We start from the raw sequence: 25769 nt of genomic DNA, 5'->3' as shown, positions 1-25769 counted from the left end.
GAACCCGCTTACATATTGCGGCGGTACTCGCCGCCCACGTCGTACAGGGCGTGGCTGATCTGGCCGAGGCTGTGGGTTTTCACTGCTTCGATCAGCGCCTCGAACACGTTGCGGCGGTCGCGTGCGGTCTTCTGCAGGTAGGCCAGGCCGTGGCCATCGTGGGCTTCCTCGTTCGCGGCCAAGCCTTCAATCTCGTGCGAATGCGAGGTTTCGCCGGCCGGCGCCAGCGCATTGCGATTGCGCTGCCAGCTGTGCACGTTTTCGATCTGCTGGCCCTTCTCTTCCTCGGTCGAGCGGATCAACTCGATCTCGGTCGCCACTTCACCGGCATGCTCCTTGGGCAGGAACATGTTGACGCCGACCAGCGGCAGGCTGCCGTCGTGCTTCTTGTGCTCGTAATACAGCGACTCTTCCTGGATCTTGCCGCGCTGGTACATGGTGTCCATCGCGCCCAGCACGCCGCCGCGCTCGCTGATCGCCTCGAACTCCTTGTAGACGGCTTCTTCGACAATGTCGGTGAGCTTGTCGACGATGAAGCTGCCCTGCCACGGGTTCTCGCAGAAGTTCAGCCCCAGCTCCTTGTTGATGATCATCTGGATCGCCACCGCGCGGCGTACGCTCTCCTCGGTCGGCGTGGTGATCGCCTCGTCATAGGCGTTGGTATGCAGGCTGTTGCAGTTGTCGAACAGCGCATACAAGGCCTGCAGCGTGGTGCGGATGTCGTTGAACTGGATCTCCTGCGCGTGCAGCGAACGGCCCGAGGTCTGGATGTGGTACTTCATCATCTGGCTGCGCTCGTTGGCGCCGTAACGCTCGCGCATCGCGCGGGCCCAGATGCGGCGCGCCACGCGGCCGATCACCGTGTACTCCGGGTCCATGCCGTTGGAGAAGAAGAACGACAGGTTGGGCGCGAAGTCATCGATCTTCATGCCACGCGCCAGGTAGTACTCGACGATGGTGAAGCCGTTGGACAGGGTGAAGGCCAGCTGGCTGATCGGGTTCGCACCGGCCTCTGCGATGTGATACCCGGAAATCGACACCGAATAGAAGTTGCGCACCTTGTTGTCGACGAAATACTGCTGGATGTCGCCCATCATCCGCAGCGCGAACTCGGTGGAGAAGATGCAGGTGTTCTGCGCCTGGTCTTCCTTGAGGATGTCGGCCTGCACCGTGCCACGCACGGTGGACAGGGTTTCGGCCTTGATCCGCGCATAGGTTTCGGCATCCACCAGCTGGTCGCCGGCAACGCCGAGCAGTGCCAAGCCGAGGCCGTTGTTGGTCGGCGGCAGCTCGCCGTGGTACTGCGGGCGGCTACGGCCTTCGAACAGCTTGGCGATCCTGGCTTCCGCCTCGGCCCAGCGCGCGGGGTCTTCCTGCAGGTATTTCTCTATCTGCTGGTCGACGGCGGTGTTCATGAACATCGCCAGGATCATCGGCGCTGGGCCGTTGATGGTCATCGACACCGAGGTGGTCGGCGCGCACAGGTCGAAGCCGGAGTACAGCTTCTTCATGTCGTCCAGCGTTGGGATGTTGACGCCGGAGTTGCCGATCTTGCCGTAGATGTCCGGCCGCGGTGCCGGGTCTTCGCCGTAAAGGGTGACGCTGTCGAACGCGGTGGACAGGCGCGCGGCCGGCTGGCCCACGCTCAGGTAATGGAAGCGACGGTTGGTGCGCTCGGGCGTGCCTTCACCGGCGAACATGCGGATCGGGTCTTCGCCGCTGCGGCGATACGGGTAGACGCCGCCGGTATACGGGTACGAGCCCGGCAGGTTTTCCTTCTGCAGGAACACCAGCAGCTCGCCCCAACTGCGGTAGGTAGGCGCGGCGATCTTGGGGATCTGCTGGTGGCTGAGCGATTCGCGGTAGTTCTCGACGCGGATGGTCTTGCCGCGCACCTGGTACTCATTGACCGGCTCGGTGATCGACTTCAGACGTGCCGGCCACTCGCGCAGCAGCCGCAGTGCTTCGGAATCAAGCGACTGCACGGCGTCGTTGTAACGCTGACGCAGAGTCAACAGTGAACGATCAACCTGAGCCCCTCTCTCGGCGGGAGAGGGGTTGGGGTGAGAGCGCGACGCATCGGCATTGTCGACAGCCCTACCTTCTCCCCCGGAGGAAGAGGGGAGCAAGGCATCGCCGGCATACAGATCCAAGGCATTCGGCAACGCTGCATCGTCTAGCTCCTTCAAGGCCTGCCACAACCCCTGCGCGCGCTCGGCAACCTCGGCCTGCGATTCAATGCGGGCATTGATGCCCCTGCCCTGCTCGGCGATCTCGGCCAGGTAGCGCACGCGGCTGCCCGGTATCAATACCGTGGCGCGCGGCTCTTTCAGCGTTGTATCGATCTGCGGCGCCAGCTCGGCCTTGGTCTTCGCGCTCAGCAGGCGACACAGATTGGCGAACATCCAACTGATGCCCGGGTCGTTGAACTGGCTGGCGATGGTCGGGTAGACCGGCACATCTTCGTCCTTCATGGTGAAGGCGACGCGGTTGCGCTTCCACTGTTTGCGCACGTCACGCAGTGCGTCTTCGGCACCACGCTTGTCGAACTTGTTCAGCACCACCAGCTCGGCGTAATCGAGCATGTCGATCTTTTCAAGCTGGCTGGGCGCGCCGAAATCGCTGGTCATCACATACATCGGGAAATCGACCAGGTCGACAATCTCCGAGTCACTCTGGCCGATACCGGCGGTCTCGACGATCACCAGATCGAAGTGCAGCGACTTGAGGAAGCCGATGCAGTCACGCAGCACCGTATTGATCGCCGCATGCTGGCGGCGGGTGGCCATCGAGCGCATGTACACGCGCTTGGAACGCAGCGAGTTCATGCGGATGCGGTCACCCAGCAGCGCGCCACCGGTGCGGCGGCGGGTCGGGTCCACCGAGATCACCGCAATGCGCATCTGCGGGAAGCTGGCAAGAAAGCGATTGAGCAGTTCGTCGGTCACCGATGACTTGCCCGCACCGCCGGTGCCGGTAATACCGATCACCGGCGTGGCACCTGCCGCCAACTGCCACTGTTTGCGCAGGTGGGCCAGCTCCGCTTCGGAATGACTGCCATCTTCCAGCTCCGACAACACCCGGCCGATGCCGATCTCGTCCTCGATCAACGGCGTTTCGATGTCATCGTTGCGCGCAGCGGCGTCACGGGCCTTGCCGGCACGCGCCACCACATCTTCGATCATCTCCACCAACCCCATCTTCATGCCGTCGTTGGGATGGTAGATGCGCTCCACGCCGTAGGCCTGCAGCTCGCGGATTTCTTCCGGGGTAATGGTGCCGCCACCGCCGCCGAATACCTTGATATGGCCAGCGCCCTTTTCCCGCAGCATGTCGACCATGTACTTGAAGTACTCGACGTGGCCGCCCTGGTAGGACGACAGCGCGATGGCATCGGCATCTTCCTGCAGCGCGGCGCGCACCACGTCTTCCACGCTGCGGTTGTGGCCGAGGTGGATGACCTCCGCGCCCTGCGCCTGGATCAGGCGGCGCATGATGTTGATGGCCGCATCGTGGCCATCGAACAAGCTGGCGGCGGTGACAAAGCGCAGCGGGGTGGTTTCAGGCTGCGTCTGCGGGAGCTGGGAGGCGGGGGTACTCATGGGCCGTGCAACATCCGGTTTCTATTGCAACCGATGATAGAACCGCTGGCCCTGCAGGTCAGGTTGCAGCGCAGCGTGACCTTTTGCAGGTTTGCGCTCCCGATGGGCATACGGGGCGCCACCTGCAGCAAAGCCGGCGGCCATGGAGGGTAGCCAAGCCTGAACATTCCCCCAGCGCGAATGGATTAGAATGGCCCATCCGCGACCCGTCACTGCCCCGACGAAGTCGCATTTTTTGTTTTCCGGCCAGCCATTTTGGCCACACGATCACTGACGTTGTGGCAAACACGCCATCGGAGCCCGCATGTTGTTCGAAACCCTCGAGACCTCCGGCCATGAGCAGGTTCTGTTCTGCCAGAACCGCGATGCCGGCCTGAAGGCAATCATCGCCATCCACAACACCACGCTGGGTCCGGCCCTGGGCGGCGTGCGCATGCGCCCCTACGCCAACACCGACGATGCGCTGCGCGACGTGCTGCGCCTGAGCCGCACCATGACCTACAAGAACGCCCTGGCCGGGCTGAATGTGGGCGGCGGCAAGGCGGTGATCATCGGCGACCCCAAGACCGCCAAGAGCGAAGTCCTGTTCCGTGCCTTCGGCCGCCAGGTCGAAGCGCTGGCGGGCCGCTACATCACCGCCGAAGACGTGGGCACCGACGTCAACGACATGGAAAACATCTACCTGGAAACCGGCTTCGTCACCGGCGTGCACCAGGTCCATGGTGGCTCCGGCGACCCGGCACCCTTCACCGCCTATGGCGCCCTGCAGGCACTGATGGCCTCGGTAAAACGCAAATTCGGCCATGAGGAAATCGGCAAGCTCAGCATCGCCGTGCAGGGCCTGGGCCATATCGGCATGGAATTGGTGAAGCTGCTGCGCGAACGCGGCGCCAAGCTCTATGTCACCGATCTGGACCCGGTACTGGTGCAGAAGGCCGTGGCTGAATACGGTTGCGAGGCGGTCAAGCCCGACGCCATCTATGACGTGGCTGCCGACGTGTTCGCGCCCTGCGCGATGGAAGGCGCCATCGACATGACCACCCTTGAGCGGCTCAAGGCCAAGGTCATCTGCGGCACCGCCAACAACCAGCTGGCCAGCCATGCGGTCGGCGATGAGCTGTACAAGCGCGGCGTGCTGTGGGCACCGGACTATGCGGTCAATGCCGGCGGCGTGATGAACGTGTCGCTGGAGATCGACGGCTACAACCGTGAGCGCGCGATGCGCCTGATCCGCAGCATTTACCACAACCTCGGCAAGATCTTCGACCAGTCCGAACGCGATGCGGTTTCACCGCAGCGCGCGGCCGACCGCATCGCCGAAAACCGGCTCGAAGCCATCGGCAAACTGAAGATGCCGATGGGCCGCGCGGTCCCGCGCATGAACCGCCTGCGCGGCGAGTAAACAGCACCGCAAAAACACAGAAGGCGGGCGATCATCTCGCCCGCCTTCTGCTTTGTGGGCCTGCAAAGGCCGCGCCGATCAGAACGCCTGTTGCAGCCGCAACGACACCTGGCGGTTGTCACCGCGCGGACCGAAGCGCTGGTCATAACCCAGCGACAGCCGGGTATTGCGGGCCAGCCACGACTCCACCGACAGCCCGAACAGGCCGCCAGCGCGGGCAGGCTGCAGGCCGGCAATCGGCGCCCAGGCATCCACACCCACAAAACTGGCGTCCAGACTCAGGCCATTGCCGCCCACCGCCTGCTGCCATTCGGCATAGCCGTTGAACGCCACCTGCTTCCACAGGTACTGGCCACGCAGGCCGGCCAAGGCCTGCACGCGGCTGCTGCTCCAGTCATCGGCGCGCAGGCCAAAACCGTAGCCACCCTGTTCATTGAAGGCACCACCGTCGATACGCGTGTAATCGGCGCCCAGATACGGGGTGAGCTGGGCCGAACCACGCCCCAGCCGATAGCCGGCTTCCACGCTGCTGGACAGGAAGTTGCCGCTGTAACGCGCATGCACGCCGGCACGTTCGGCGCCCAGCAGCAGGCCACGGTCCAGCTCGCGCTGGTACTGACCAAACCCGGCCTGGCCCAGCACATAGGCATCGCCGCGCTGCCAACCCGCATACAACTGTGACTGGGTCTGGCGGTCGCGGCCGCGATCCTGGGTTACCCCGCCGTTACCGTTGGCACGGGTTTCACCAAACGCAAAGCCCAGCACGGCGTTGCCGGAGAGCGCCGCTTCGCCACCCATCATCCAGCCGGCAACACTGTAGTCACTGCCCAGGTAGCCACCCTGGCCGCTACCGCCCAGGTTGCGCATCCACACACCACTGGCCGCTGCCCGCGTGCCGCCTTCGGCAAACTGGCTGGACAGCGCGCGGCGGCTCATGTCGATGCTGTCGAAGGTCATTGCCGTGGCCGTGGCATGGGCTTGCCCGCTCAGGCTTTCCAGGCTCTGCGCCAGGCCGGAAAAACCGCCGCCCACGCCTTGCACGGAGCCCGCCGCCGCACCGAATGCCGTGGCCTGCAGGCCGGTATCGGTATCCAGCAGTTCGAAGGCCTGCTCCACCCGCTGCGCCGCCGACATCGCGCGCAGGCCGACGCCGGCCGTGTTCGCCATCGCGGTGACACTCACCTGATCCAACTGCAGCCAGGCGTTGTTGGCGTCGTAGCCATATTTGGCATCCAGCAGGGTCACGCCGGTGACACCGGTTGCCGCTGTCGCGAACTGTCCGGTAACCCCACCGCCGGCATGCAGCAGGTCCTGGCGACGGCCGTTCTGCGGCACATAGCCATTGACCGCACCACTGACCGTCACCCCGCCGTCCAGGCTGGCAGTGCCCGTCACCTGCAGGGCATTGGAGCCCAAGGCAACCATCAGCTGCGCGCCGGAGCGCTGCAGGTAGTTGCCCTCGATCGTTGCCGAACCCACATTGCTGAGCGCGATGACGCTGGCGCCATTGTCCACGTTGCCCACCACGCGTGTGGTGCCGCCCATGAACTGCAACGCAGCAGCACTGGGATTGGATTGCGCATCGATGGTGACGTTGGAACGGATCGAGCCTCCGTCCAGCAAGGCGAGCGTGCCCCGCTGGATGCGGGTAGCGCCGGCGTAGGTGTTGGCGGCCGACAACCCCAAGGAGCCGCTGCCACTTTTCACCAGGCCACCGGCGCCACTGATCGGATTGCTCCACACAGAACCCAGCCCGGTCTGGTTCACATCAACCTTGATATCGCCCCAGTCCGCCTTGCCCGGACCCTTCACTGCCTTGCCCACATTGAGCAGGCCATAGCCGAACACCGCATCCGGGCCGGCATCGCCCAGGTCGGTGGCGGTACCCAGCAGGGTCTGCCGCACCAGGTCGTTGTTGAAATAGGGGAAAGCCTGCCACACCAGTGCCGCCGCGCCTGACACCAGCGGTGCCGCATACGAGGTGCCGCTGCCATAGAAGTAGGCCAGATTGTTGGCGGTACTGTCGTGGCCGATGAACATCGATGTGCCCGGCGCCACCAGACAGTAATTCTTGGCCACACCGCAGGCGTTGGAGTAATACGCCAATGCAGTTGGATTGGCTGTATCCAGTGCCGCCACCGCCAACCAGCCGCGCTCCAGGTCCGCCGCCGGGTAGGTACCGGGGCCGCCCACCTTGCTCGGCAGCGCCGCCATGTCCGACGGATTGGCCTTGGACTCGTTGCCGGTGGCAAACACCACCAGGCCGTCATTGTCCTTGATGAAGGGGCGGTACTCGTTGGCGATCTCGGCGGTCACCGTAGGCCGGGTCCAGTACAGGCCGCCCCAGGAGTTGTTCATGATGCGCATGCCGTCGCGGATCAGGTCGGCATGGATGGGCGCCAGACCCAGCGCGCCGGTCACCTCATTGCCGTTACCGGAACCGTCGTCGGTAGGTGCCTTGTCGGCGATGATGCGTGCCGACAGGATCTGCGCCCCCGGCGCGATACCGCCCGGCCATTGCCCGGCGGGTGCGCCGGCAGCCAGCTGCGCCACCGTGGTGCCGTGGCCGACCACGTCGTCCACCGACAGGTTGTTCTGGGTTGAACTGATGTAGTTGCGATTGGACAGCACCCGCCCCGCCAGCGTCGGGTGGTTGCGCATCACCCCCGAATCGATCACGCCGATGGGGTAGCCAGCACCGGTCAGGCCCATCGCATGCGCGGCCTTGGTATTGGTCAAGGCCAAGTGGGCGTCAAACGCCGGTTGCGGGGTCACTGGTGGGGTGACGACGGGCGGTTTGGTGGTTGGCGGCGGGTTCACCGGTGGTGTCACCGGCGGCGGCGGATCGGATTTGGGTCCACTGCCACTTCCGCAGGCGGCCAACGCCAGCGCCAAAGAACTGACCAATACGCCGCGCGCCACGCTACGGCTTTCCATTGCACTGCTCATTACTTTCCCCTCCGTCCTGTGGATGATTCGCCAATTCAGGTATTACCTGATTTCGGTAGCGCTCCGGCTACCTTCTATACTGCAACGACAATCCCCTGTCTGTGGGGATGTGCCGTTGGTCCAATGTGCCCGGCCCCGCGGACGTTCGATAATTGCCGCAAGGTATAACCGAGATTGCTCATGTCTGACATCGTCATCGCCGCCGCCAAGCGTACCGCCATTGGCTCCTTCCTTGGCCAGTTCAACGGCGTCCCCACCCCGACCCTCGGTGCAGCCGCGATCAGCGCGGCCATGCAGCAGTCCGGCATCCCTGCCAGCGACGTGTCCGAAGTGATCATGGGCTGCGTGCTGCCCGCCAACCTCGGCCAGGCACCGGCCCGCCAGGCCGCGCTGGCCGCCGGCCTGCCGACCAGCACCGGCGCCACCACCCTCAACAAGGTCTGCGGCTCGGGCATGAAAGCCATCATGCTGGGCCATGACCTGATCAAGGCCGGCTCGGCCAGCATCGTGGTCGCCGGCGGCATGGAATCCATGTCCAACGCCCCGCACATGCTGCCTAATTCGCGCACCGGCAACCGCTACGGCAATTTCCAGGCGGTGGACCACATGGCGTGGGACGGTCTGACCAATCCGTACGACGGCCAGGCCATGGGCGTGTTTGCCGAGGCCACCGTGGCCAAGTTCGGCTTCACCCGCGAAGAACAGGACGCCTACGCCATCGAGTCGGTCAGCCGTGCCCAGGCCGCCGTGGCCAATGGTGCGTTTGCCGATGAGATCGTTGCCGTCAAGGTTGCCACCCGCAAGGGTGAAGTGGAGTTCAACCAGGACGAGCAGCCGGGCAAGTCGGACATCAGCAAAATCCCTACCCTGCGCCCGGCTTTCAAGAAGGACGGCAGCGTCACCGCCGCCAGTTCCTCCAGCATTTCCGACGGCGCCGCCGCGCTGGTACTGCTGTCTGCCGACGATGCCGCCAAGCGCGGCGTGCAGCCGCTGGCCCGCATCGCCGCGCATGCCACCTTCTCGCAGGAACCGGAGTGGTTCACCACCGCACCGATCGGCGCGATCACCAAGGTGCTGGAAAAAGCCGGCTGGAACATCGGCGACGTTGACCTGTTCGAAATCAACGAAGCCTTCGCTGTGGTGGCCATGGCACCGATCCGCGAACTGGGCATCCCGCATGCCAAGATCAACGTCAACGGTGGTGCCTGTGCATTGGGTCATCCGATCGGCGCTTCGGGTGCCCGCTTGGTGGTTACGCTGGTAAATGCATTGCGCACACGCGGCCTCAAGCGGGGCATTGCATCCCTCTGCATCGGCGGCGGCGAAGCAACCGCTATCGCCATTGAATTGATTTGATTGAAAAATTTCAGATATTTTCAAACCTGAATGCGGGACCGCTTGACAGTCAAAATGGGCTTGTCATCATGTTCCCGGCGCGCAATGGCGCGTTGCCTAATTTCACGACGAGGATTCACAAATGAGCATCAACAAGCTGCTGATCGCGATGACCCTGGGTCTGGCCCTGACCGCCTGCTCGAAGCAGGAACAGGCTGCTGACGCTGCCGCTGACGCCAACCAGGCTGCTTCGGAAGCACAGGTCGCTGCTGACCAGGCTGCTACCGCCGGCGCTGCTACCGCCGACGCTGCCCAGGCTGCTGCTGACACCGCCGCTACCGCTGCTGACGCCGCTGGCGAAGCTGCTGGCGCCGCTGCTGCTGCCACCACCGACGCTGCTGCTGGCGCCGCTGCTGACGCTGCCAAGGCTGCTGAAGACGTTGCTGGCCAGGCCAAGGACGCTGCTGAAGAAGCCAAGAAGTAATAACTTCTGCTTCCAAGCTAGTCTTGAAAAGCCGCTGGTTCGCCAGCGGCTTTTCTTTTGCCTGCAGCAAACCGCGCGACACCAGCGCATGGCTGCGGCAACCAGCTCGCATACCCGCCATCGCCCTGCACAGCGATTGCCGGAGCGGTTGCGCAGGCCCAGTCCCGCGCAGACGCCAGGGCTCACCAGCGCAGCGATGCGCGACAACAACGCAACAGGCACGCGCCGCCACGACATCCATGTCTGGCCCTTGCCCCGTCTGCGGCGCACACGACGCTGTTCCTCCCGCGTTGCCGCACGCGATGAGCCGTCTTCATCGTCAAGAGTGGATGTATCGCCTGCAGCAAACACCGCGCAGGCAACCCACTGGCTTGCGCGCATCAACTTGCTTAACCGATGCCCTCTGGAAAGCTTGGTCTTGACGCGATCTGAATACGCCAGCACCTAGGCTGTGGCCATCACTCAGACAACGGAGAGGCCCATGAAATCATTTATCCCCGTACTGGCCGCAGGCTTGATTCTGGCGCTGGCAGGGTGCAATGACCGCAACGCCGAGCAGGCCAAACAAGATGCCGCCGCAGCCGCTGACCACGCCGGTGATGCCGCACGCAACGCGGCCGCTTCGGCTGCCGACGCCACCCGCGATGCGGCCGATTCCGCAGCAGCTGCTACCCGCAGTGCAGCCGCCGAATCGCAACAAGCCCTGGACAAGGCCGCTGACGCCACCAGCAAAGCTGCCGATGATGCTTCCGTAGCAGCCAAGGACGCTGCCGCTGATGCCAGTGCCGCTACTGCGAACGCCGCACAGAAGGTGGCCGATGAGGCCCACGATGCCGCCGAGCACGCACGCGACAAGGCGGACGCAGCCAAGCATTGATAGACTTCACCGCGCAGCCGTCAGGTGACGGCTGCGTGGCATTCGCGCGGGATGCGTGATGCCATCGGGGGCCGGATGCAAACCATCCGAGCGGGCAGGTGATCCAGCGCGCATGGCAGCACGCGCGCATCACCTTGGTCATGCGGTCAAGGGCGCGATGCAGAAACGCACTAGCAGTAAATTCGCGCTGATATTCTCGGCGCTGGTTTTTGTCGCCATTGGCGTTGGTGTTTTTGTTGGTGCGCGACACTTCATTGCCGACGCACGGCTGGTGGCACACACCCATGAAGTCATCAGCCGCATCGACGAGATCCAGTCGACGGTGCTGGATGCCGAGTCGGCGGAACGTGGCTATCTGCTGACCGGCAGCCAAGCCTATCTGTTGGACTACCAGATGAGCGTCGAGCGCCTGCCACTGCTGCTGGCCGCGCTGTCCAGATCGGTTACCGACAATCCCGACCAGGTGCACAACGCCAGCAAGCTCAAGGAGCTGGTGAACCGGCGGCTGCAGCAGATCCAGCACGTGGTCGACATCTTCGATGCGCAGGGCCTGGACAGCGCCCGCGCGGCAATCAACCAGACCGCATCCCGCACCACCAGCGCCATCCGCGAACAGGTGCGGACCATGGTCGAGCAGGAACACGAGCTGCTGGTGGAACGCGCCGCCAGCTCGCGCCGCAGTGCCGACCTGCTGCTGGGCCTGGCGTTTGCCGGCATTCCGTTTGGCCTGGCCGTGGTCGCCTCGGTGTACGGCATCCTGCTGTCCGAACTGCGACGCCGCAGCCGCGCTGAAAAACGCGCAGCCAACGCCAGCCAGCAATTGGCCGGCAACCTGGAACAGATCGAGCGCTCCAGCGCCGACCTGCAGACGCTGGGGCGCTACACCGGCCTGCTGCAGAGCTGCGCCAATCCGGAGGAAGCACTGGACATCAGCGCACGTACGTTGGAAGCGCTGATGCCCAATGTCGCCGGCTCGGTCTATCTGCTGCGAGCATCCAATGACCGCGCCGAAAACATCGTCAGCTGGGGTACGCCACTGATCGAAACCAGTGCGTTCCTGGTACCCAGCGATTGCTGGGCAATCCGCCGTGGGCAACCGCATGTCATCGATGATCTGCTGCGCGACGCAAGTTGCCCGCACATCACTCGGCCCGAGCCCGGAAAAAGCGTGGCCACCGCCTGCATCCCGATGTCGGCACAAGGCACGCAGATCGGCTTTTTGTTTCTGTCCGGCGCCGGCCCTGGCCCGCTGCCGCGCCTGCACATCGCCGAATCGGCGGTGGAGCAGCTGTCATTGGCGCTGAGTAACCTGCGCCTGCGCGAGTCACTGCGGCTGCAGTCCATCCGCGATCCATTGACCGGCCTGTACAACCGCCGCTACCTGGAAGAATCGCTGACCCGGGAAATCGCCCGCTGCGGCCGCCGCGACTTCCCGCTGTCGGTGATCATGCTGGATGTGGATCACTTCAAGCAGTTCAATGACACCCACGGTCACGGCGGCGGCGACGCGTTGCTGGCCGCCATTGGCCAGCTGCTGAGTTCGCGCCTGCGCGGCGAAGACATCGCCTGCCGCTATGGCGGCGAGGAGTTCACCGTGATCCTGCCCGAATCGGACAACAGCAATGCGCTGCGGCAGGCAGAGGAACTGCGCCTTGCCCTGTCGCAGATGAGCGTGCCGCTGGCCGGCAAAACGCTGCCGCCGATCACCGCCTCGTTGGGTGTAGCGACCTACCCGGTCGATGGCGTGGCCGGCCTGACCTTGCTGCGCAAGGCCGATGCTGCCTTGTACCGGGCCAAGCGCAGCGGCCGCAACCGCGTCGTGCCCTTTGATGCCACGCTGGACGGCGCCGGCTGATCAGCTGTGCGGCAGCGCCCGTTCCAGTATTTCGCCAAACCCAACTTGCGCCGGCAGGACGCCATACACACCGGCCGCACGCGGTAACCGTGTCTGCACGAACCATGCTGCGAGCGGGCTGCCTGCGCGCAACAAGGCCGCTGCCTGCAACAACACCGCAATACCGCTGACCAGGCTGCGCGCACCGGCCTGTTCCAGTTCAGCGCCCTGCAGCTGGGTCAGCACAGCATCCAGCGCGTGATCGTAGCCAGCGTCGCGCCCGGCAACCTGCTGCAGCTCAGCCTGCAGCGCACCCCGGGTTTCCGGTTCGCGTTGCAGTGCGCGCAGCACGTCCAGGCATTGCACGTTGCCACTGCCTTCCCAGATCGAGTTCAACGGCGCCTGCCGGTACAGACGCGGCAACATCGACTCTTCCACGTAACCGGCGCCACCCAGGCATTCCTGCGCTTCGTTGACGAAGGCCGGTGCGCGCTTGCATATCCAGAACTTGCCGATGGCGGTGGCAATGCGTGCAAATGCCGCTTGCTGCGGATCATGGCCTGCGGCGTCCACCGCACCAGCCACACGCATCGCCAATGTGGTGGCCGCCTCCGATTCGATGGCCAGATCGCTCAATACATTGGCCATCAACGGATGCTCGACCAAGCGCTTGCCGAAGCTGCGCCGGTGCCGCGCGTGATGCAGCGCCTGCGCCAAGGCCATGCGCATCTGCGCGGCCGAGCCCAGCATGCAATCGAGCCGGGTCAGCATCACCATCTCGATGATGGTCGCCACGCCACGCCCCTCGTCACCTACACGGCGCGCCCAGGCGCCGCAGAACTCCACTTCGCTGGACGCATTGGCCCAGTCGCCGAGCTTGTCCTTGAGCCGCATCAGGTGAAAATTATTACGCCGCCCACAGGCAAGTCGACGCGGCATCAGGAAGCAACTCAAGCCGCCCGGCGCCTGCGCCAATACCAGCCAGCCGTCGGACATCGGCGCGGAGAAAAACCATTTATGCCCGACCAGGCTGTACTCGCCCTCGCCCGCCAAAGGCGTGGCCAAGGTGGTATTGCTGCGCACATCCGAGCCGCCCTGCTTCTCGGTCATGCCCATACCAACGGTGATGCCCGGCTTGTCGCCGATGGGCAGGTCACGGGCGTCGTAGAACGGCGCTGCCGCCTTGCTGGCCCACTCGGCCAACGCCGGCTCCTGCCGCAGCACCGGTACTGCGGCATGGGTCATGGTCAACGGGCAGCTGGTGCCGGCCTCGGCCTGATGATGCAGGTAACTCAGTGCGGCGCGCGCTACGTGCGCGCCCGGCTGCGGTGAGCGCCAGGACAAACCGGCGACGCCACGGGTTTTCGCCGCGGCCATCAAGCGGTGGTAGGCCGGATGGAAATCAACGCTGTCGATCCGGTTGCCCTGCGCGTCGTGGGTACGCAGCAGCGGCCGCTGCCTGTTGGCATCAAAGCCGATCCGGTACAGCTCGCCGCCAGCCAGTGCGCCGTACTGCTGCAATACGGCTGTAAAAGCCTGCGCACCTTCGCGCGCCACGCTCTGCTGCAGAACCTGATCATCCAGCCACAGATCGCGCTCGCCGAACGGCGGCGGCTGGTTGTCGACGACATGGGTTTCAAACGGTGGCGGCTGCGGCAGCATGGCGGCGACTCGGGGAGGACCGCCCTTGATTCTGCCGCATGCGCCCGTCGCCTGCGCGTCGTTCAGCGCTTCACGGCGACCTCGGCCAAGGCTGCGATGAAGTCATCCTGCAGTGCCAGCTTGCCGAACAGTCCGTGCTGGGTGCCGCTCAACACGCGCAGCATATGGCCGCGTCCGCCGGGCATGCGCCCCATCGGCTTGAACAGCAGGTCACGGCCGTTGGCGACCCAATCGCGATCGGATTGGAAAATCGGCGTCAGCCAGCGGCTCCAGAACTGGTACAGCCATACATGCGCCTTGCGCAGTTGCTGGTACTGCGCCAGCGCCGCGTCGATGTCCGGCTGCGCACGCAGGGCATCACGCAAGGCCATCGCATCCATCAGCGCCATGTTGACGCCCTGCCCCAACTGCGGGCTCATCGAATGTGCGGCGTCGCCGGCCAATACCAGCCGGCCGCGGTACCAGCGGTCCATCACCGCATCGCGGTAACTGGCGCGGGCCAGCTGCGTCTGCAAGCGGACCCCGGCAAGGCGCTCGCGTGCCTGCGGCCACAGCGTGGCGATCTCATCCAGCCACGGCTCCAGACCATCGCGCTCCCAGGCCTGGAAACCATCGCGCGGCAGGCTCCAGAAGAAGCTCAGGCGCTGCTCGCTGTCGCCCGGGCGGCTGCCCACCGGCAACAGCCCGATCATCTTGCGCGCCGCCACATAGCGCTGGCGCAGCTCATCGCCGTGCTGCCAGTCCCCGCGCGGCAGCAGGCACCACAGCGCGCCCCACGGGTAAACCCGGTCCAGCCGCGTGCCCTGCACCTGCGCGCGCAGCCCCGAGGCGGAGCCGTCGGTGGCGATCACCAGATCAAATGGCCCGTGCCAGTGGCCGTGCTGGTCCTGTACGCGCTGCAGGCTGTCATCGATGGCGCCGATGCGGCTGTCCACGCGCAGCGCCTGGCGGCCGTCCCAGGCTGCGTCCAACAGCGAAAACAAGGCCCCGCGCTGCATGCCGACGCCACACAAGCGCGCGTCCAGCCCGGCATAGTTCATGTCCATCACCGCGCGCCCGCACGGGGTTTCGCCATACAGGCGGCGCACCACCGCGCCGTGCTCGAGCACCTGCGGCATCAGCTGCATCTGCCACAGCGCCTGCAGGCCACTGGGCTGCAGCAGGAAGCCCGCCCCTACCGGACCCGGCGTGGCCGCCTGCTCGAACACCTGCACCCGGTGCCCGTCGCGCGAGAGCAGTACCGCCAGCGCCTGGCCGGCCGTGCCGTAGCCGACGATGGCGATATCCAGTGTCTTGTTCATTACAGTCCCTCCCTGGGCGACCGCCTTTGCTAAAAAAAAACCCCGCCGAAGCGGGGTTTTTCCGCACAGCCGGGTGGATTACTCGGCCGGCGTGATGTTCGAAGCCTGGGCGCCCTTCGGGCCCTGGGTCACGTCATAGCTGACGCGCTGGCCTTCCTGCAGGCTGCGGAAGCCCTTGGAATTGATCGCGGAGAAGTGCGCGAAGACATCGGCGCTGCCGTCCTCCGGTGAGATGAAGCCAAATCCCTTGGCGTCGTTGAACCACTTGACGGTACCGTTCGGCATGGTGATGCGAGACCTTCTTCGATGAATGGATTGATGTACGCTGAATGAAGCGCACTGGCGGAGTATGCAAAGCTTAAGCCGGGATGACAATCACCCCCGGGCCAATTCACCCACCAAAGTCGGCAAACCAGACGAAGCTGCGTCCACATTGGCCAAAACCTCGGCCATGGTGATCTCTGCCGCGTCACCGCAGCCGGCGGCCCAATTGGCCACAATCGCCAGACAGGCGTATTCCAGCCCCAGTTCGCGCGCCAGCCCGGCCTCGGGCATGCCGGTCATGCCGACCAGATCACAGCCATCACGGCGCATCCGCGCGATTTCCGCATTGGTTTCCAGCCGCGGCCCCTGGGTGGCGCCGTAGCAGCCGCCGTCCTGCATCGCCACACCCTTGGCCTTGGCCGCCGCCAGCACCTTGGCGCGGAACGCGGGGGTATAGGGGTGGCCGAAGTCCACATGCAGCACCTCGCTGCCGGGCTCCTCGCTGAGCGTGGAAATGCGGCCCCAGGTGTAGTCGATCAGCTGGTCCGGACAGGCCAGCACGCGCGGGCCGAAGTTGTCACCAATGCCACCCACCGTGTTCAAGGCCAGCACCCGGCTGGCGCCAAGCTGCTTGAGCGCGGCCAGATTGGCGCGGTAGTTGATCTTGTGCGGCGGGATCGAATGACCTTCGCCGTGGCGGGCAAGGAACGCCACCCGCTGGCCGTTCAACATGCCCACCCGCACCGGGCCGGACGGGGCGCCGTAGGCGGTTTCCACTTCATGGGTCTGGACATCGTCCAGCGCCGCCAACTTGTAAACGCCGGTGCCGCCGATCACGGCCAGGGCAATAGGTTCCATGCTCATTCCTGATGTTCCCGTTGGGCACGCGCAGGCCACGCGCATGGCGTGGCCTGTGTGCGGTCAAACCGATCGCCGATGCCAGGCATCGGCTGCCGGTATTACTGCTTCATTGCGTAGATGGCCGGCAGCGAGCGCAGCGCTTCGTTGACGTCCATGCCGAAGCCGAACACGAAACGGTCGGGCAGCTCGATGCCGGAGTAGTCGGCCTTGACGCCCGCCAGGCAGCGGTCGTGCTTCTTCACCGTCAGCACGGCGATGCGCACATCGGTAGCGCCCTGCTCCAGGCACCATTCGCGCACGCCCTGCAGGGTGAAACCTTCGTCCAGGATGTCGTCGACCAGAATCACCCGGCGGCCGAACAGGGCCGACACCGGGCGGTGCTTCCAGACCAGGTCGCCGCCGCTCTCGCCGTGGTAACGCGAGGCCTGCATGTAGTCGAACTGCGCGTCCTGACCACGTGCGCCCAGCTCCAGCGCCAGCTGGCCGGCGAACGGCAGCGCGCCGTTCATGATCGAGATGAACACCGGCACTTCGCCCTTGTAGTCGCGCGCGATGGCGTCGGCGATGCCGGCGATGGCGGTGTCGATGGTGGGGCGGTCGACCAGCAGGTCGGCCTGGGCCACGGCTTGTTCAAGAGTGAGTTTGCTGGACATCAGGCGGTTCTTCCAAGGTTTTCAGACAGATGATTACGGGTATCAGTGTGGCGGGCATCGGCCAGCAGGCCGCCCCAGCCCATCGCGCCGCGGCCGATCAGGCTCAGCAGCGCGGCGGTGTTCAAGCTGCGGCCGGACACGGCCTGCAGCGATTCTTCGACCAGCTCCGGGTGGCACACCAGCACCACGTCACAGCCGGCATCCAGGTGTGCATCGACCCGGGCCTTGACCCCACCGGCCGCGAACGACGCCGCCATGCCGATGTCGTCGGAGAACACCACGCCGCGGAAGCCCATCTGCTCACGCAGGATCTGATTGATCCAGCGCGGCGAATAGCCTGCCGGCTCGGGTGCCACCTGCGGGTAGATGACATGGGCCATCATCACCGCATCGGCACCGGCAGCGATGCCGGCACGGAACGGTATCAGGTCGTGCGCTTCAATTTCGGAGAGCGGGCGCGGGTCGACGGCGGTGTCCACATGGGTGTCTTCGCGCACCGTGCCGTGGCCGGGGAAATGCTTGAGCGTGGCCGCCATGCCGACCGAATGCATGCCGCGCACATAGGCTGCGGTCAGTGCAGCAACCACCTGCGGATCTTCGCCGAATGCACGGTTACCGATGGCCAGGTTGGCATGGCCCACGTCCACCACCGGGGCAAAACTCAGGTCCAGCCCGGTGGCGCGGATTTCGCTGGCCATCAACCAGGCATGCTGTTCGGCCAGCGCCAGGGCGGCGTCCGGATCGCTTGCATACAGCTTGCCGAAGCCTTCAAGCGGCGGCAGCTCGGCATAGCCGTCGCGGAAACGCTGCACGCGCCCGCCTTCCTGGTCGACGGTGATCAGCAGCGGCCGCGCGGTGGCGGCGCGGATCGCCGCGGTCAGTTCCGTGACCTGCTCACGCGAGGCGAAGTTGCGCTTGAACAGCACCACCCCGGCCACCGCGTCGTGCTGCAGCCAGCCTCGCTCCTGGGCGCTCAGTTCAGTACCGGCAACGCCGATCAAAAGCATGCAAGGACTCCAATCCACCGCGGACTGCGGCCTAGCGGAGCATTGTCGCAGATGGCGCCCGCCGCGTCAGAGCCCGCGTTCAGACGCTGCAGCCATCCGGGCCACAGGCCTGTTCATCCTGGCTGGCAGCCGGCGCGGGTGCCTGTTCAGCGGCTACCTTGCGCAGCACCTGGGCGAATACTTCCGGCGGTTGCCCGCCCTGCACTGCGTACTGGCCGTTGATGACGAAGGTCGGCACCGACTGGATGCCCAGCGCCTGCGCCTGGCCGATCCCGGCCTGGACTTCAGCCAGCCCCTCGTCCGAGGCCAACATGGCCTGCACCCGCTCGGCCGGGATATCGCCGGCAGCAGCGGCGGCGATCAATACCTGCGGGTCGGCCAGATTGCGGCCTTCGGCAAAATGCGCGCGGAACAACGCCTCACCGACCTGCTCCTGCACACCGTACTGCCCGGCCAGCCACAGCAGCCGATGTGCCGGCAGGGTACTGACCTTGACTTGGCCCTGGCTGAAATCCATTGGCAGGCCCATGGCCTGGGCAGCGGACTGGGTCTGCGCCAGCATCTGCTGGGTACGCTCGACCCCGCCGAATTTGGCCGCGTAGGCCTCCATCAACGGCACCGGCGTGGTGCCCGCCTCCGGATCAAGCAGGAACGGATGCCAGTGCACGTCCAACTGCGGCGCGTCCTCACCCAGCAGCTCAACGCCACGCTGGAAGCGGTGCTTGCCGATCCAGCACCAGGGGCAGACGACGTCGGACCAGATATCGATGCGCATGAGGGTTCCTAATATCCAATGTAGTGCCGAGCCATGCTCGGCAGGGGCTTCACCAGCAATGCCGTTGGTGCGGCGTCAGCCGCGAAGCCGGTGGCACATCCGATGGACACATATCTGCAATTGCAACAAACCCGGTTACCCGGTGGCTATCGGCTTCGCGGCTGACGCCGCTCCTACAAACAGCGTTTTACCACTGGCAATAGGGTTTCGACGCCAAGGCCAGATTGTAATAACGCAATTCGTCGGTCACTTCCGCACCGGCCCAATCAGGCTTGGCGAACACCTGGTCGGCGCTTTCCAGCTCCACTTCGGCCACCACCAGACCGGCGTTGTCGCCGAGAAACTCGTCCACTTCCCACAACAATCCGCCGTGCTGAACGAGGTGCCGGCGCTTGTCGATCAGGCCACCAACGCACAGCTGCAGCAGCTCCCGCGCCTCACTGACCGGCACCGGGTAATCGAACTCCTGGCGGGTATGGCCGAGCTCGCGCGACTTGATGTTCAAGTACGCCTCCTCGCCCTGGATGCGCACCCGCACCGAGGCTTTCTGCGCGCCACTGTCCATGGCCGCCATATCGTTGATATAGCCCTGCGCCATCGGAATCACCGCATGCGCGGCAGCGCGCCAGCTGTCATCGGTGACAAGGAACTTGCGTTCGATCTCGATGCCCATGGCTTAGTGCTTCTCGAACACGGCAATGCTTTCCACATGCGCGGTATGCGGGAACATGTCCATCGCACCGGCGGAAACCAGGGTAAAGCCCCGCTCATTGACCAGGTAGCCGGCATCACGGGCCAGCGAGCCCGGGTGGCAGCTGACGTAGACGATGCGTTTGAACTGATCCAGCGGCAACTGCTTGAGCACGTCGATCGCGCCCGAACGCGGCGGATCCAACAACAGCTTGTCAAAGCCCTGCTGCATCCACGGCGCACTGCTCTGATCCAGGGTCAGATCGGCGGCGTAAAACTCGGCGTTGTGCAAACCATTGCGCTCGGCGTTTTCCTTGGCGCGCGCGACCAGACCGGCCTCACCTTCCACGCCGACCACTGCGCGCACGGTGCGCGCCAGCGGCAAGGTGAAATTGCCCAGACCGCAGAACAGGTCAAGCACGCGCTCGTCCGGCTGTGCGTCCAGCAGAGTCAGCGCATGCGCGATCATCTTCTGGTTGAGCTTGGCATTGACCTGGATGAAATCCAGCGGCTGGAACGCCAGCTCCACATCCCATTGCGGCAACGCGAACGACAGCGCCACGCCCTCGGCGGGCCACAACGGTGCAACCGTGTGCAGGCCACCGGACTGCAGGTAGATCGCAAAACCGTGTGCCTGGCCGAACGCGATCCATGCCTGCCGATCCGCATCGCTGAGCGGCTGCAGGTGGCGCACGGTCAGCGCGATGGCGGCATCGCCGGCGATGAACTCGATCTGCGGGATGTCACGCTTGCCATCCAGCGTCTCGATGAATTCGGACAGTGCCGCAACCTTGCTGCCGATCTCCGGGATTACCGTCAGGCACTGCGACAGGTCGGCAACAAAACGGGGGTCCAGCTCGCGGAAGCCGACCAGGGTCTTGTCCTTCTTCTCGACGCGGCGCACCGAAAAACGGCCCTTGCGGCGATAGCCCCAGCTGTCACCCACCAGCGCCGGCAACACGCTGCCAGGGCTGACGTGACCGATGCGGGTCAGGTTCTCGGTCAGCACATGCTGCTTGGCCACGATCTGCTGCGACTCTTCCAGATGTTGCAGCACGCAGCCGGAACACACGCCGAAATGCGGGCAGCGCGGCTGCACGCGATCCGGCGAGGCCTTGAGCACTTCCACCGTCTTGGCTTCGTCGAAATGCCGGCTCTTGCCGGTCTGTTCAGCCATCACCGTTTCACCCGGCAGTGCACCGTTGATGAAGGTGACTTTGCCGCCCTCGCCGTCGCGGCGCGCAACGCCACGGCCATCGTGGCTCAGGTCGAGGATGTCGGTCTGGAACGGGGTTTTGTCTATGCGGGGGGATCTGGATCGGGCCACGTGGCAAAAGGCTGCGGGCAAAAGGGCGCACATTGTCGCAGATGCGCGCCGCGAACACCCCGACGGCTTGCACAACGCCACGCCCTCGCTAATATGCGGGCTGTAGCTGACATGGAGGCAGCAGATGAATACGCATCACCAAGGAAACCTACCGCGCCTGTTACTGGTCGAGGACGACATGACCAGCCAGGGCTTCTTCCAGTTCGTGCTGGAATCGCTGCCGGCCAAGGTTGATATCGCCGATTCCTGCGCCAGTGCGCTGCGCCTGGCCCAGGCCGGCGCTTACGACATGTGGCTGCTCGATGTGAATCTGCCCGACGGCAACGGCGCCAACCTGCTGCGCATTCTGCGTGAGCGGCATCCGCACACCGTTGCGCTGGCGCATACCGCCGACACCAGCCAGGAAATACAACGCACGCTGCAACAGGCCGGTTTCCAGGAAACGCTGGTCAAGCCCATCAGTCGCGATGCTTTGCTCAAAAGCGTGCGCCGCGCCCTGGCCAAGTCAGCGACAAAGGCCGAGGGCGAGGTTGCCGAAGCCGCGCTGGATTGGGACGAATCAGCGGCGATGAACGCGCTCAATGGGCAACAGGCGCATGTTCGTGCACTGCGCGAATTGTTCCTGTCCGAGTTGCCCAGCACCCGCGATGCGGTCAGCCACGCGCTGGAAGAACACGACGATAAAACCCTGCATGCACAACTGCACAAACTGCAGGCCAGTTGCGGTTTTGTCGGTGCTTCGCGGCTGGCCTATGCGGTGCGCCAGTTGAACCACGACCCCGCATCGATGCAGGCACGCCAGCAGTTCGGCAGCGCCGTCAGCGCACTGCTGCGCTGATCCCCTCAAATGCCCGATGTAGTGCCGAGCCATGCTCGGCAGGGGCGTTCCCGGTAAAGCCTCTTGCCGAGCATGGCTCGGCACTACGGTTGGATTTTGGGTACTGCGCCTGCCGAGCGTGGCTCGGCACTACGCTTGCGGGCGGGCCAGTTCGCCCAGCATTTCCCAGGATTTCAATCCACGCCCGCCGAGGTGATGCAGCAATACCGCACGCATCTGCAGGCGCAGGCTGGCCAGGTCGCTGTTGCGGGGCTGCTGGTCCAGGGCCAGCGCCAGCAAGGCACTGCCGGTGGCCAAGGTGCGGCGCTCGTTGTTGCGTTCATTGAGCAGGCGTAACGGGCCCTGCAGCGGGTCCAGCCGATAGCGGGCGGCCGGATCGATCGGCTCGCCGTCGGCGGCGCTGCTCCAGTCAAAGCCAACGCCCAATGCATCCAGCAGGTCGCGCTCGAAGCGCCGCAACGACCAGGCCAGCGTCGCCGGCTGGTCCAGCTGCGCACGCAGCTGGCCATAGGCCACATACAACTCGGGTAACGGGTCCTGCCGTGGCGTCAGACGCATTACCAGCTCATTGATATAGAAACCGGCCAACATCGCGTGACCGTGCAGGCGCGGGGCAACGTCCTGGCTTTCGGCACGGCGCAGCTGCGCCAACTCGCCAGTTTGCTGCGCATCGAAACGGATTGCCTGCAAAGGCTGCAGGGCAGCACGCAGCGCCTGTTTCTTCGGCCCCTGCACACCGCGCGCAAGCAAGCCGATGCGTCCATGCTCCAGGCTCAGCACCTCGACCAGCAGACTGGTCTCGCGCCAGGGCCGGGCATGCAGCACGTAAGCGGGCTGGTCTTCAATGCGCATTGCGGGGGAGCCGTGGGTCGGGATAGGCAACCGCCTGCGGCCGTAGCGGCGCAGGCTTCATCCAACATCTTAGCGGCCGGGCCCAAGGCGCAGGCAAGAAGCCGAAACAACCAGGCGTGTCGCGCCCCTGCCCTGTGTCAGTCGCGGGCGGCCGCCATGGCTGCCGCCCCTTTCGAACCAGCCATTGCCGGCCAGGAATTACTGCTCGCCGTAACCGAAGGCCTTCAGCGCGGCCTCGTCATCGGACCAGCCTTCACGCACGCGCACCCAGGTTTCCAGGAACACCTTGGCACCGAACAGCCGTTCCATCTGCAGGCGGGCCTTGGCGCCGATTTCCTTCAGGCGGGTGCCACCCTTGCCAATCACAATCGCCTTCTGGCCTTCGCGCTCGACCCAGATCACCGCGCCGATACGCAGCAGCGCACCGTCTTCGGCGAAGCGCTCGATCTCCACCGTGGTGGCGTACGGCAGTTCTTCGCCGAGCTGGCGCATCAGCTGCTCGCGGACCAGCTCGCCGGCCAGGAAACGCTGACTGCGGTCGGTGATTTCGTCTTCGCCATACATTGGCGGGGCTTCCGGCACCAAGCCGATCAGGTCGCGTACCAGCGACTCCAGGCCGTTGCGCTTGAGCGCCGAAATCGGGTGCACGGCAGCGAAGTCGCGGCCAACGGTAATCTCCTGCAGGAACGGCAGCAGCGCCCCCTTGTCCTTCATCCGGTCAACCTTGTTGACCACCAGCACCACCGGGATACCGGCGTCGCGCAGCACGTTGAACGCAAGGGTGTCTTCTTCGTCCCAGCGGCCGGCTTCGATAACCAGCAGGCCGGCGTCCACGCCTTCCAGCGAGGCCCGGGCGGCACGGTTCATCACCCGGTTCATCGCGCGCTTCTGCTGGCGATGCAATCCGGGTGTGTCGACCAGCACCAGCTGCCCTTCCGGGTAGGTGGCGATGCCGAGCAGGCGGTGACGGGTGGTCTGCGGGCGGTTGGAGACGATGCTGACCTTGGCGCCCACCAGGGCATTGGTCAGGGTCGATTTACCGACGTTGGGGCGGCCGATGACGGCGACGCTGCCACAGCGATGAGAGGAGGTGTCGTTCACTTGGAATCCAATTGCTCTATTGCGGCGGCTGCCGCCTGTTGTTCGGCCAGCCGTCGCGAAGTGCCTTCGCCTTCGGTACTTACGGCAGGGTCAGCCACGCAACAGCGCACATGGAAGTGCTTGGCGTGGTCGTCGCCGGTCTCCGATACCAGCTCGTATACCGGCAGAGGCTTCTGCCGGGCCTGCAACCATTCCTGCAGGCGTGTCTTGGGGTCTTTCTCGGGCTTGCCCACCGGCACCGCCGACAGCGAGGCTTCGAACCACGGCATGATCCGTTCGCGGCAGGCTTCGAAACCGGCGTCCAGGTAGATCGCGGCAACCACTGCCTCGACCGTGTCGGCCAGGATGGAGTCGCGGCGGTGGCCGCCCGACTTCATCTCGCCCGGGCCCAGCGTCAGCCGCTCGCCCAGCTCCAGGCTGCGCGCGATCACCGCCAATGCGCCTTCACACACCAGCGAGGCGCGGGCGCGGGTGAGCGCGCCTTCGTCAGCCTTGGGCCAGCGCGTGAACAGCGCCTCGGCGATCAGCATGTTGACGATGCTGTCGCCAAGGAATTCCAGGCGCTCGTTATGCGGCGCACCGGCACTGCGATGGGTCAGGGCCTGCTTCAGCAAACCCTGATCCTTGAATGGATGACCGATCAGGTCACCCCGTTGGAACGTTCTAGTCAACACTGCTTCCAGTCAATTCCTGCGAATTCTCGAAGTTGCCGACGATGTCCAGGTTACCCACCAGCGGACGGCGCACTTCGTACTTGACGTTCATGCGGACACCACCATCGATGCGCTCGAACTTGATGTTGTCACGGGTCACCGACTCGGAACTGTTGATGTCCATGCGCTTGAAGAACAGCTCCAGCGCCTTGTTCGGATCCGAGCTTCCCGGTTCCTGGGCCAAGGACTTCATCGAAGTCTTGACCGCGTAGAACTCCTGGTACATCGGGAACAGCTTCATTGCCACGTACAGGCCGAAGCCCACCACCGCCAACACCATCAGGAACGAGGTCAGCGTCATACCCGCTTGCTTGTGCTTCATTGCGATCTCCCCAGAAACGCGTTGTCCACTCATTGAATGCCCGTCCCGATACGTGACGGCTCGAAACTACCCTTGCAGAACCAGCCTTCACAGTTCAGCCAGATCAGGAAGGCCTTGCCGCGCAGGTTCTCTTCCGGCAGGAAATGGGTCTGCTGCCAGAAGCGACTGTCCTCGCTGTTGTCGCGATTGTCACCCATCACGAAGTACTGGCCTTCCGGCACCACCCAGTCGCCCTGCCCGCGCGGGTCGGCACGACCCAGCAGTTCCAGGATGGTATGGCTGCGACCCGGCAGCTGCTCGCTGAGCAGCGAGGCGCCGGTCATTTCTGCGCCACGGCCCTTGCCGACGTACTCGCCGCGGTCTTCGTAGACCATCGGCACGCCGTTGATCGACAAGGTATCGCCATGAAAGCCGATGCGGTCGCCCGGCAGGCCGATCACCCGCTTGATCCAGTTCTGGTCAGGCGCGTGCGGCGGCTTGAACACCACCACGTCGCCGCGCTTGGGCTCGGACACCGGGATGATCTTGGTGTTGGTGATGGGCAGGCGGAAACCGTAGGAGAACTTGTTGACCAGGATGAAGTCACCGATCAGCAGGTTGGGCATCATCGAGCTGGACGGGATCTTGTACGGCTCGGCCACGAAGCTGCGCAGGATCAACACCACTGCCAGCACCGGGAAGAACGCGCGCGAGTAATCCACTACCGCCGGCTCTTCGCTGTCCAGCAGGCTGGCCTTTTCGGCGCGGCGCTTGCGCAGGTACAACTTGTCCAGCAGCACCACCAGGCCCGAGCCCAGGGTCAGCACGACCAGGATGATTTCAAACCATTTCATTCGGTGTTCCTTCGGAATGGGACTGGTGACGGGGGCCGCCGGATGCGCGATTGCTGAAGCGGATGCCGCCCTCTGCAATCACGCGTC

The 25769-nt window shown here is 64.7% G+C and carries 22 protein-coding genes; 6 read left to right on the top strand and 16 right to left on the bottom strand.

Annotation, left to right across the window (positions count from 1 at the left end; genetic code table 11):
* Positions 1–8: 8 nt before the first annotated feature.
* Positions 9–3602 (bottom strand): methylmalonyl-CoA mutase family protein, encoded by a 3594-nt coding sequence (locus ABE493_RS08640; RefSeq protein ID WP_346498526.1) that lies wholly within the window; start codon positions 3600–3602, stop codon positions 9–11.
* 304 nt (positions 3603–3906) lie between these two features.
* Here ABE493_RS08640 and ABE493_RS08635 point away from each other — a divergent pair, with 304 nt between their 5' ends.
* Positions 3907–5004, top strand: coding sequence for a Glu/Leu/Phe/Val dehydrogenase dimerization domain-containing protein (locus ABE493_RS08635; protein ID WP_346498525.1), 1098 nt, complete (start codon positions 3907–3909; stop codon positions 5002–5004).
* 78 nt (positions 5005–5082) lie between these two features.
* Here the strand turns inward: ABE493_RS08635 and ABE493_RS08630 are convergent, their stop codons facing one another.
* Positions 5083–7941, bottom strand: coding sequence for a S8 family serine peptidase (locus ABE493_RS08630; protein ID WP_346498568.1), 2859 nt, complete (start codon positions 7939–7941; stop codon positions 5083–5085).
* Between the two features lie 192 nt (positions 7942–8133).
* Between ABE493_RS08630 and ABE493_RS08625 the strand changes: the two genes are divergently transcribed.
* The 4 genes from ABE493_RS08625 (at position 8134) to ABE493_RS08610 (ending at position 12504) form a co-directional block, all read left to right on the top strand.
* A complete protein-coding gene (locus tag ABE493_RS08625) occupies positions 8134–9309 on the top strand; it encodes a thiolase family protein (protein ID WP_346498524.1) in 1176 nt (391 codons plus the stop codon).
* A 121-nt stretch (positions 9310–9430) separates the two neighbouring features.
* Positions 9431–9772 carry a hypothetical protein gene (locus ABE493_RS08620; RefSeq protein WP_057626557.1) on the top strand — a complete coding sequence of 114 codons (342 nt, stop codon included), beginning with the start codon at positions 9431–9433 and terminating at the stop codon, positions 9770–9772.
* Between the two features lie 481 nt (positions 9773–10253).
* Complete coding sequence (locus ABE493_RS08615) at positions 10254–10649, top strand: hypothetical protein (RefSeq protein WP_346498523.1); 396 nt, start codon at positions 10254–10256, stop codon at positions 10647–10649.
* Positions 10650–10761: 112 nt separating this feature from the next.
* Entirely contained in the window at positions 10762–12504 is a 1743-nt protein-coding gene (locus ABE493_RS08610) for a diguanylate cyclase (RefSeq protein ID WP_430980734.1), read from the top strand.
* Here ABE493_RS08610 and ABE493_RS08605 read toward each other — a convergent pair whose 3' ends face one another.
* The 9 genes from ABE493_RS08605 to rlmD all read right to left on the bottom strand — a co-directional run bounded on the left by ABE493_RS08605 (position 12505) and on the right by rlmD (position 21023).
* Positions 12505–14145, bottom strand: coding sequence for an acyl-CoA dehydrogenase family protein (locus tag ABE493_RS08605; protein ID WP_346498522.1), 1641 nt, complete (start codon positions 14143–14145; stop codon positions 12505–12507).
* A 62-nt stretch (positions 14146–14207) separates the two neighbouring features.
* The gene (locus ABE493_RS08600) at positions 14208–15446 is read right to left on the bottom strand and encodes an FAD-dependent oxidoreductase (RefSeq protein ID WP_346498521.1); all 1239 of its coding nucleotides are present in this window, start codon (positions 15444–15446) and stop codon (positions 14208–14210) included.
* A gap of 78 nt (positions 15447–15524) precedes the next feature.
* Positions 15525–15731 carry a transcription antiterminator/RNA stability regulator CspE gene (gene cspE, locus ABE493_RS08595; RefSeq protein WP_057506519.1) on the bottom strand — a complete coding sequence of 69 codons (207 nt, stop codon included), beginning with the start codon at positions 15729–15731 and terminating at the stop codon, positions 15525–15527.
* Positions 15732–15821: 90 nt separating this feature from the next.
* Positions 15822–16574, bottom strand: coding sequence for an S-methyl-5'-thioinosine phosphorylase (locus ABE493_RS08590; RefSeq protein ID WP_346498520.1), 753 nt, complete (start codon positions 16572–16574; stop codon positions 15822–15824).
* A gap of 95 nt (positions 16575–16669) precedes the next feature.
* Positions 16670–17224 carry a hypoxanthine-guanine phosphoribosyltransferase gene (locus tag ABE493_RS08585; RefSeq protein WP_346498519.1) on the bottom strand — a complete coding sequence of 185 codons (555 nt, stop codon included), beginning with the start codon at positions 17222–17224 and terminating at the stop codon, positions 16670–16672.
* Positions 17224–18231, bottom strand: a complete 1008-nt coding sequence (gene nagZ, locus ABE493_RS08580) for a beta-N-acetylhexosaminidase (protein WP_346498518.1) — start codon at positions 18229–18231, stop codon at positions 17224–17226. Before nagZ ends, ABE493_RS08585 begins: the two co-directional genes overlap by 1 nt.
* 79 nt (positions 18232–18310) lie before the next feature.
* Positions 18311–19006, bottom strand: coding sequence for a DsbA family oxidoreductase (locus ABE493_RS08575; protein ID WP_346498517.1), 696 nt, complete (start codon positions 19004–19006; stop codon positions 18311–18313).
* Between the two features lie 187 nt (positions 19007–19193).
* A complete protein-coding gene (locus ABE493_RS08570) occupies positions 19194–19679 on the bottom strand; it encodes a CYTH domain-containing protein (protein ID WP_346498516.1) in 486 nt (161 codons plus the stop codon).
* 3 nt (positions 19680–19682) lie between these two features.
* Positions 19683–21023 (bottom strand): 23S rRNA (uracil(1939)-C(5))-methyltransferase RlmD, encoded by a 1341-nt coding sequence (gene rlmD, locus ABE493_RS08565; protein ID WP_346498515.1) that lies wholly within the window; start codon positions 21021–21023, stop codon positions 19683–19685.
* A gap of 124 nt (positions 21024–21147) precedes the next feature.
* Between rlmD and ABE493_RS08560 the strand changes: the two genes are divergently transcribed.
* Positions 21148–21861 carry an Hpt domain-containing response regulator gene (locus ABE493_RS08560; RefSeq protein ID WP_346498514.1) on the top strand — a complete coding sequence of 238 codons (714 nt, stop codon included), beginning with the start codon at positions 21148–21150 and terminating at the stop codon, positions 21859–21861.
* A 129-nt stretch (positions 21862–21990) separates the two neighbouring features.
* Here the strand turns inward: ABE493_RS08560 and recO are convergent, their stop codons facing one another.
* From recO to lepB, 5 genes are all read right to left on the bottom strand, one after another.
* The gene (gene recO / locus ABE493_RS08555; RefSeq protein WP_346498513.1) at positions 21991–22713 is read right to left on the bottom strand and encodes a DNA repair protein RecO; all 723 of its coding nucleotides are present in this window, start codon (positions 22711–22713) and stop codon (positions 21991–21993) included.
* Between the two features lie 198 nt (positions 22714–22911).
* Positions 22912–23814 (bottom strand): GTPase Era, encoded by a 903-nt coding sequence (era, locus tag ABE493_RS08550; RefSeq protein WP_057626568.1) that lies wholly within the window; start codon positions 23812–23814, stop codon positions 22912–22914.
* Positions 23811–24488, bottom strand: a complete 678-nt coding sequence (rnc, locus tag ABE493_RS08545; RefSeq protein ID WP_346498512.1) for a ribonuclease III — start codon at positions 24486–24488, stop codon at positions 23811–23813. Before rnc ends, era begins: the two co-directional genes overlap by 4 nt.
* Positions 24478–24849 (bottom strand): DUF4845 domain-containing protein, encoded by a 372-nt coding sequence (locus ABE493_RS08540; RefSeq protein ID WP_346498511.1) that lies wholly within the window; start codon positions 24847–24849, stop codon positions 24478–24480. Before ABE493_RS08540 ends, rnc begins: the two co-directional genes overlap by 11 nt.
* Before the next feature lie 29 nt (positions 24850–24878).
* Entirely contained in the window at positions 24879–25682 is an 804-nt protein-coding gene (gene lepB / locus ABE493_RS08535) for a signal peptidase I (protein ID WP_346498510.1), read from the bottom strand.
* Positions 25683–25769: the final 87 nt, after the last annotated feature.

The organism is Stenotrophomonas terrae (assembly GCF_039674165.1).
Taxonomy (GTDB): Bacteria; Pseudomonadota; Gammaproteobacteria; order Xanthomonadales; family Xanthomonadaceae; genus Stenotrophomonas; species Stenotrophomonas terrae_A.
Note: the sequence above shows the minus strand (reverse complement) of the source record. Positions and strands in the feature narration are given on the sequence as shown.

Coding starts and splice junctions, on each gene's coding strand:
- ABE493_RS08570 (WP_346498516.1), bottom strand. CDS start 19,679: ATGGGCATCGAGATCGAACGCAAGTTCCTTGTCACCGATGACAGCTGG.
- ABE493_RS08585 (WP_346498519.1), bottom strand. CDS start 17,224: ATGTCCAGCAAACTCACTCTTGAACAAGCCGTGGCCCAGGCCGACCTG.
- cspE (WP_057506519.1), bottom strand. CDS start 15,731: ATGCCGAACGGTACCGTCAAGTGGTTCAACGACGCCAAGGGATTTGGC.
- ABE493_RS08620 (WP_057626557.1), top strand. CDS start 9,431: ATGAGCATCAACAAGCTGCTGATCGCGATGACCCTGGGTCTGGCCCTG.
- ABE493_RS08635 (WP_346498525.1), top strand. CDS start 3,907: ATGTTGTTCGAAACCCTCGAGACCTCCGGCCATGAGCAGGTTCTGTTC.
- ABE493_RS08590 (WP_346498520.1), bottom strand. CDS start 16,574: ATGAGCATGGAACCTATTGCCCTGGCCGTGATCGGCGGCACCGGCGTT.
- ABE493_RS08640 (WP_346498526.1), bottom strand. CDS start 3,602: ATGAGTACCCCCGCCTCCCAGCTCCCGCAGACGCAGCCTGAAACCACC.
- ABE493_RS08625 (WP_346498524.1), top strand. CDS start 8,134: ATGTCTGACATCGTCATCGCCGCCGCCAAGCGTACCGCCATTGGCTCC.
- ABE493_RS08560 (WP_346498514.1), top strand. CDS start 21,148: ATGAATACGCATCACCAAGGAAACCTACCGCGCCTGTTACTGGTCGAG.
- recO (WP_346498513.1), bottom strand. CDS start 22,713: ATGCGCATTGAAGACCAGCCCGCTTACGTGCTGCATGCCCGGCCCTGG.
- ABE493_RS08630 (WP_346498568.1), bottom strand. CDS start 7,941: ATGGAAAGCCGTAGCGTGGCGCGCGGCGTATTGGTCAGTTCTTTGGCG.
- ABE493_RS08600 (WP_346498521.1), bottom strand. CDS start 15,446: ATGAACAAGACACTGGATATCGCCATCGTCGGCTACGGCACGGCCGGC.
- nagZ (WP_346498518.1), bottom strand. CDS start 18,231: ATGCTTTTGATCGGCGTTGCCGGTACTGAACTGAGCGCCCAGGAGCGA.
- lepB (WP_346498510.1), bottom strand. CDS start 25,682: ATGAAATGGTTTGAAATCATCCTGGTCGTGCTGACCCTGGGCTCGGGC.
- ABE493_RS08575 (WP_346498517.1), bottom strand. CDS start 19,006: ATGCGCATCGATATCTGGTCCGACGTCGTCTGCCCCTGGTGCTGGATC.
- ABE493_RS08610 (WP_430980734.1), top strand. CDS start 10,762: ATGGCAGCACGCGCGCATCACCTTGGTCATGCGGTCAAGGGCGCGATG.
- ABE493_RS08615 (WP_346498523.1), top strand. CDS start 10,254: ATGAAATCATTTATCCCCGTACTGGCCGCAGGCTTGATTCTGGCGCTG.
- ABE493_RS08605 (WP_346498522.1), bottom strand. CDS start 14,145: ATGCTGCCGCAGCCGCCACCGTTTGAAACCCATGTCGTCGACAACCAG.
- ABE493_RS08540 (WP_346498511.1), bottom strand. CDS start 24,849: ATGAAGCACAAGCAAGCGGGTATGACGCTGACCTCGTTCCTGATGGTG.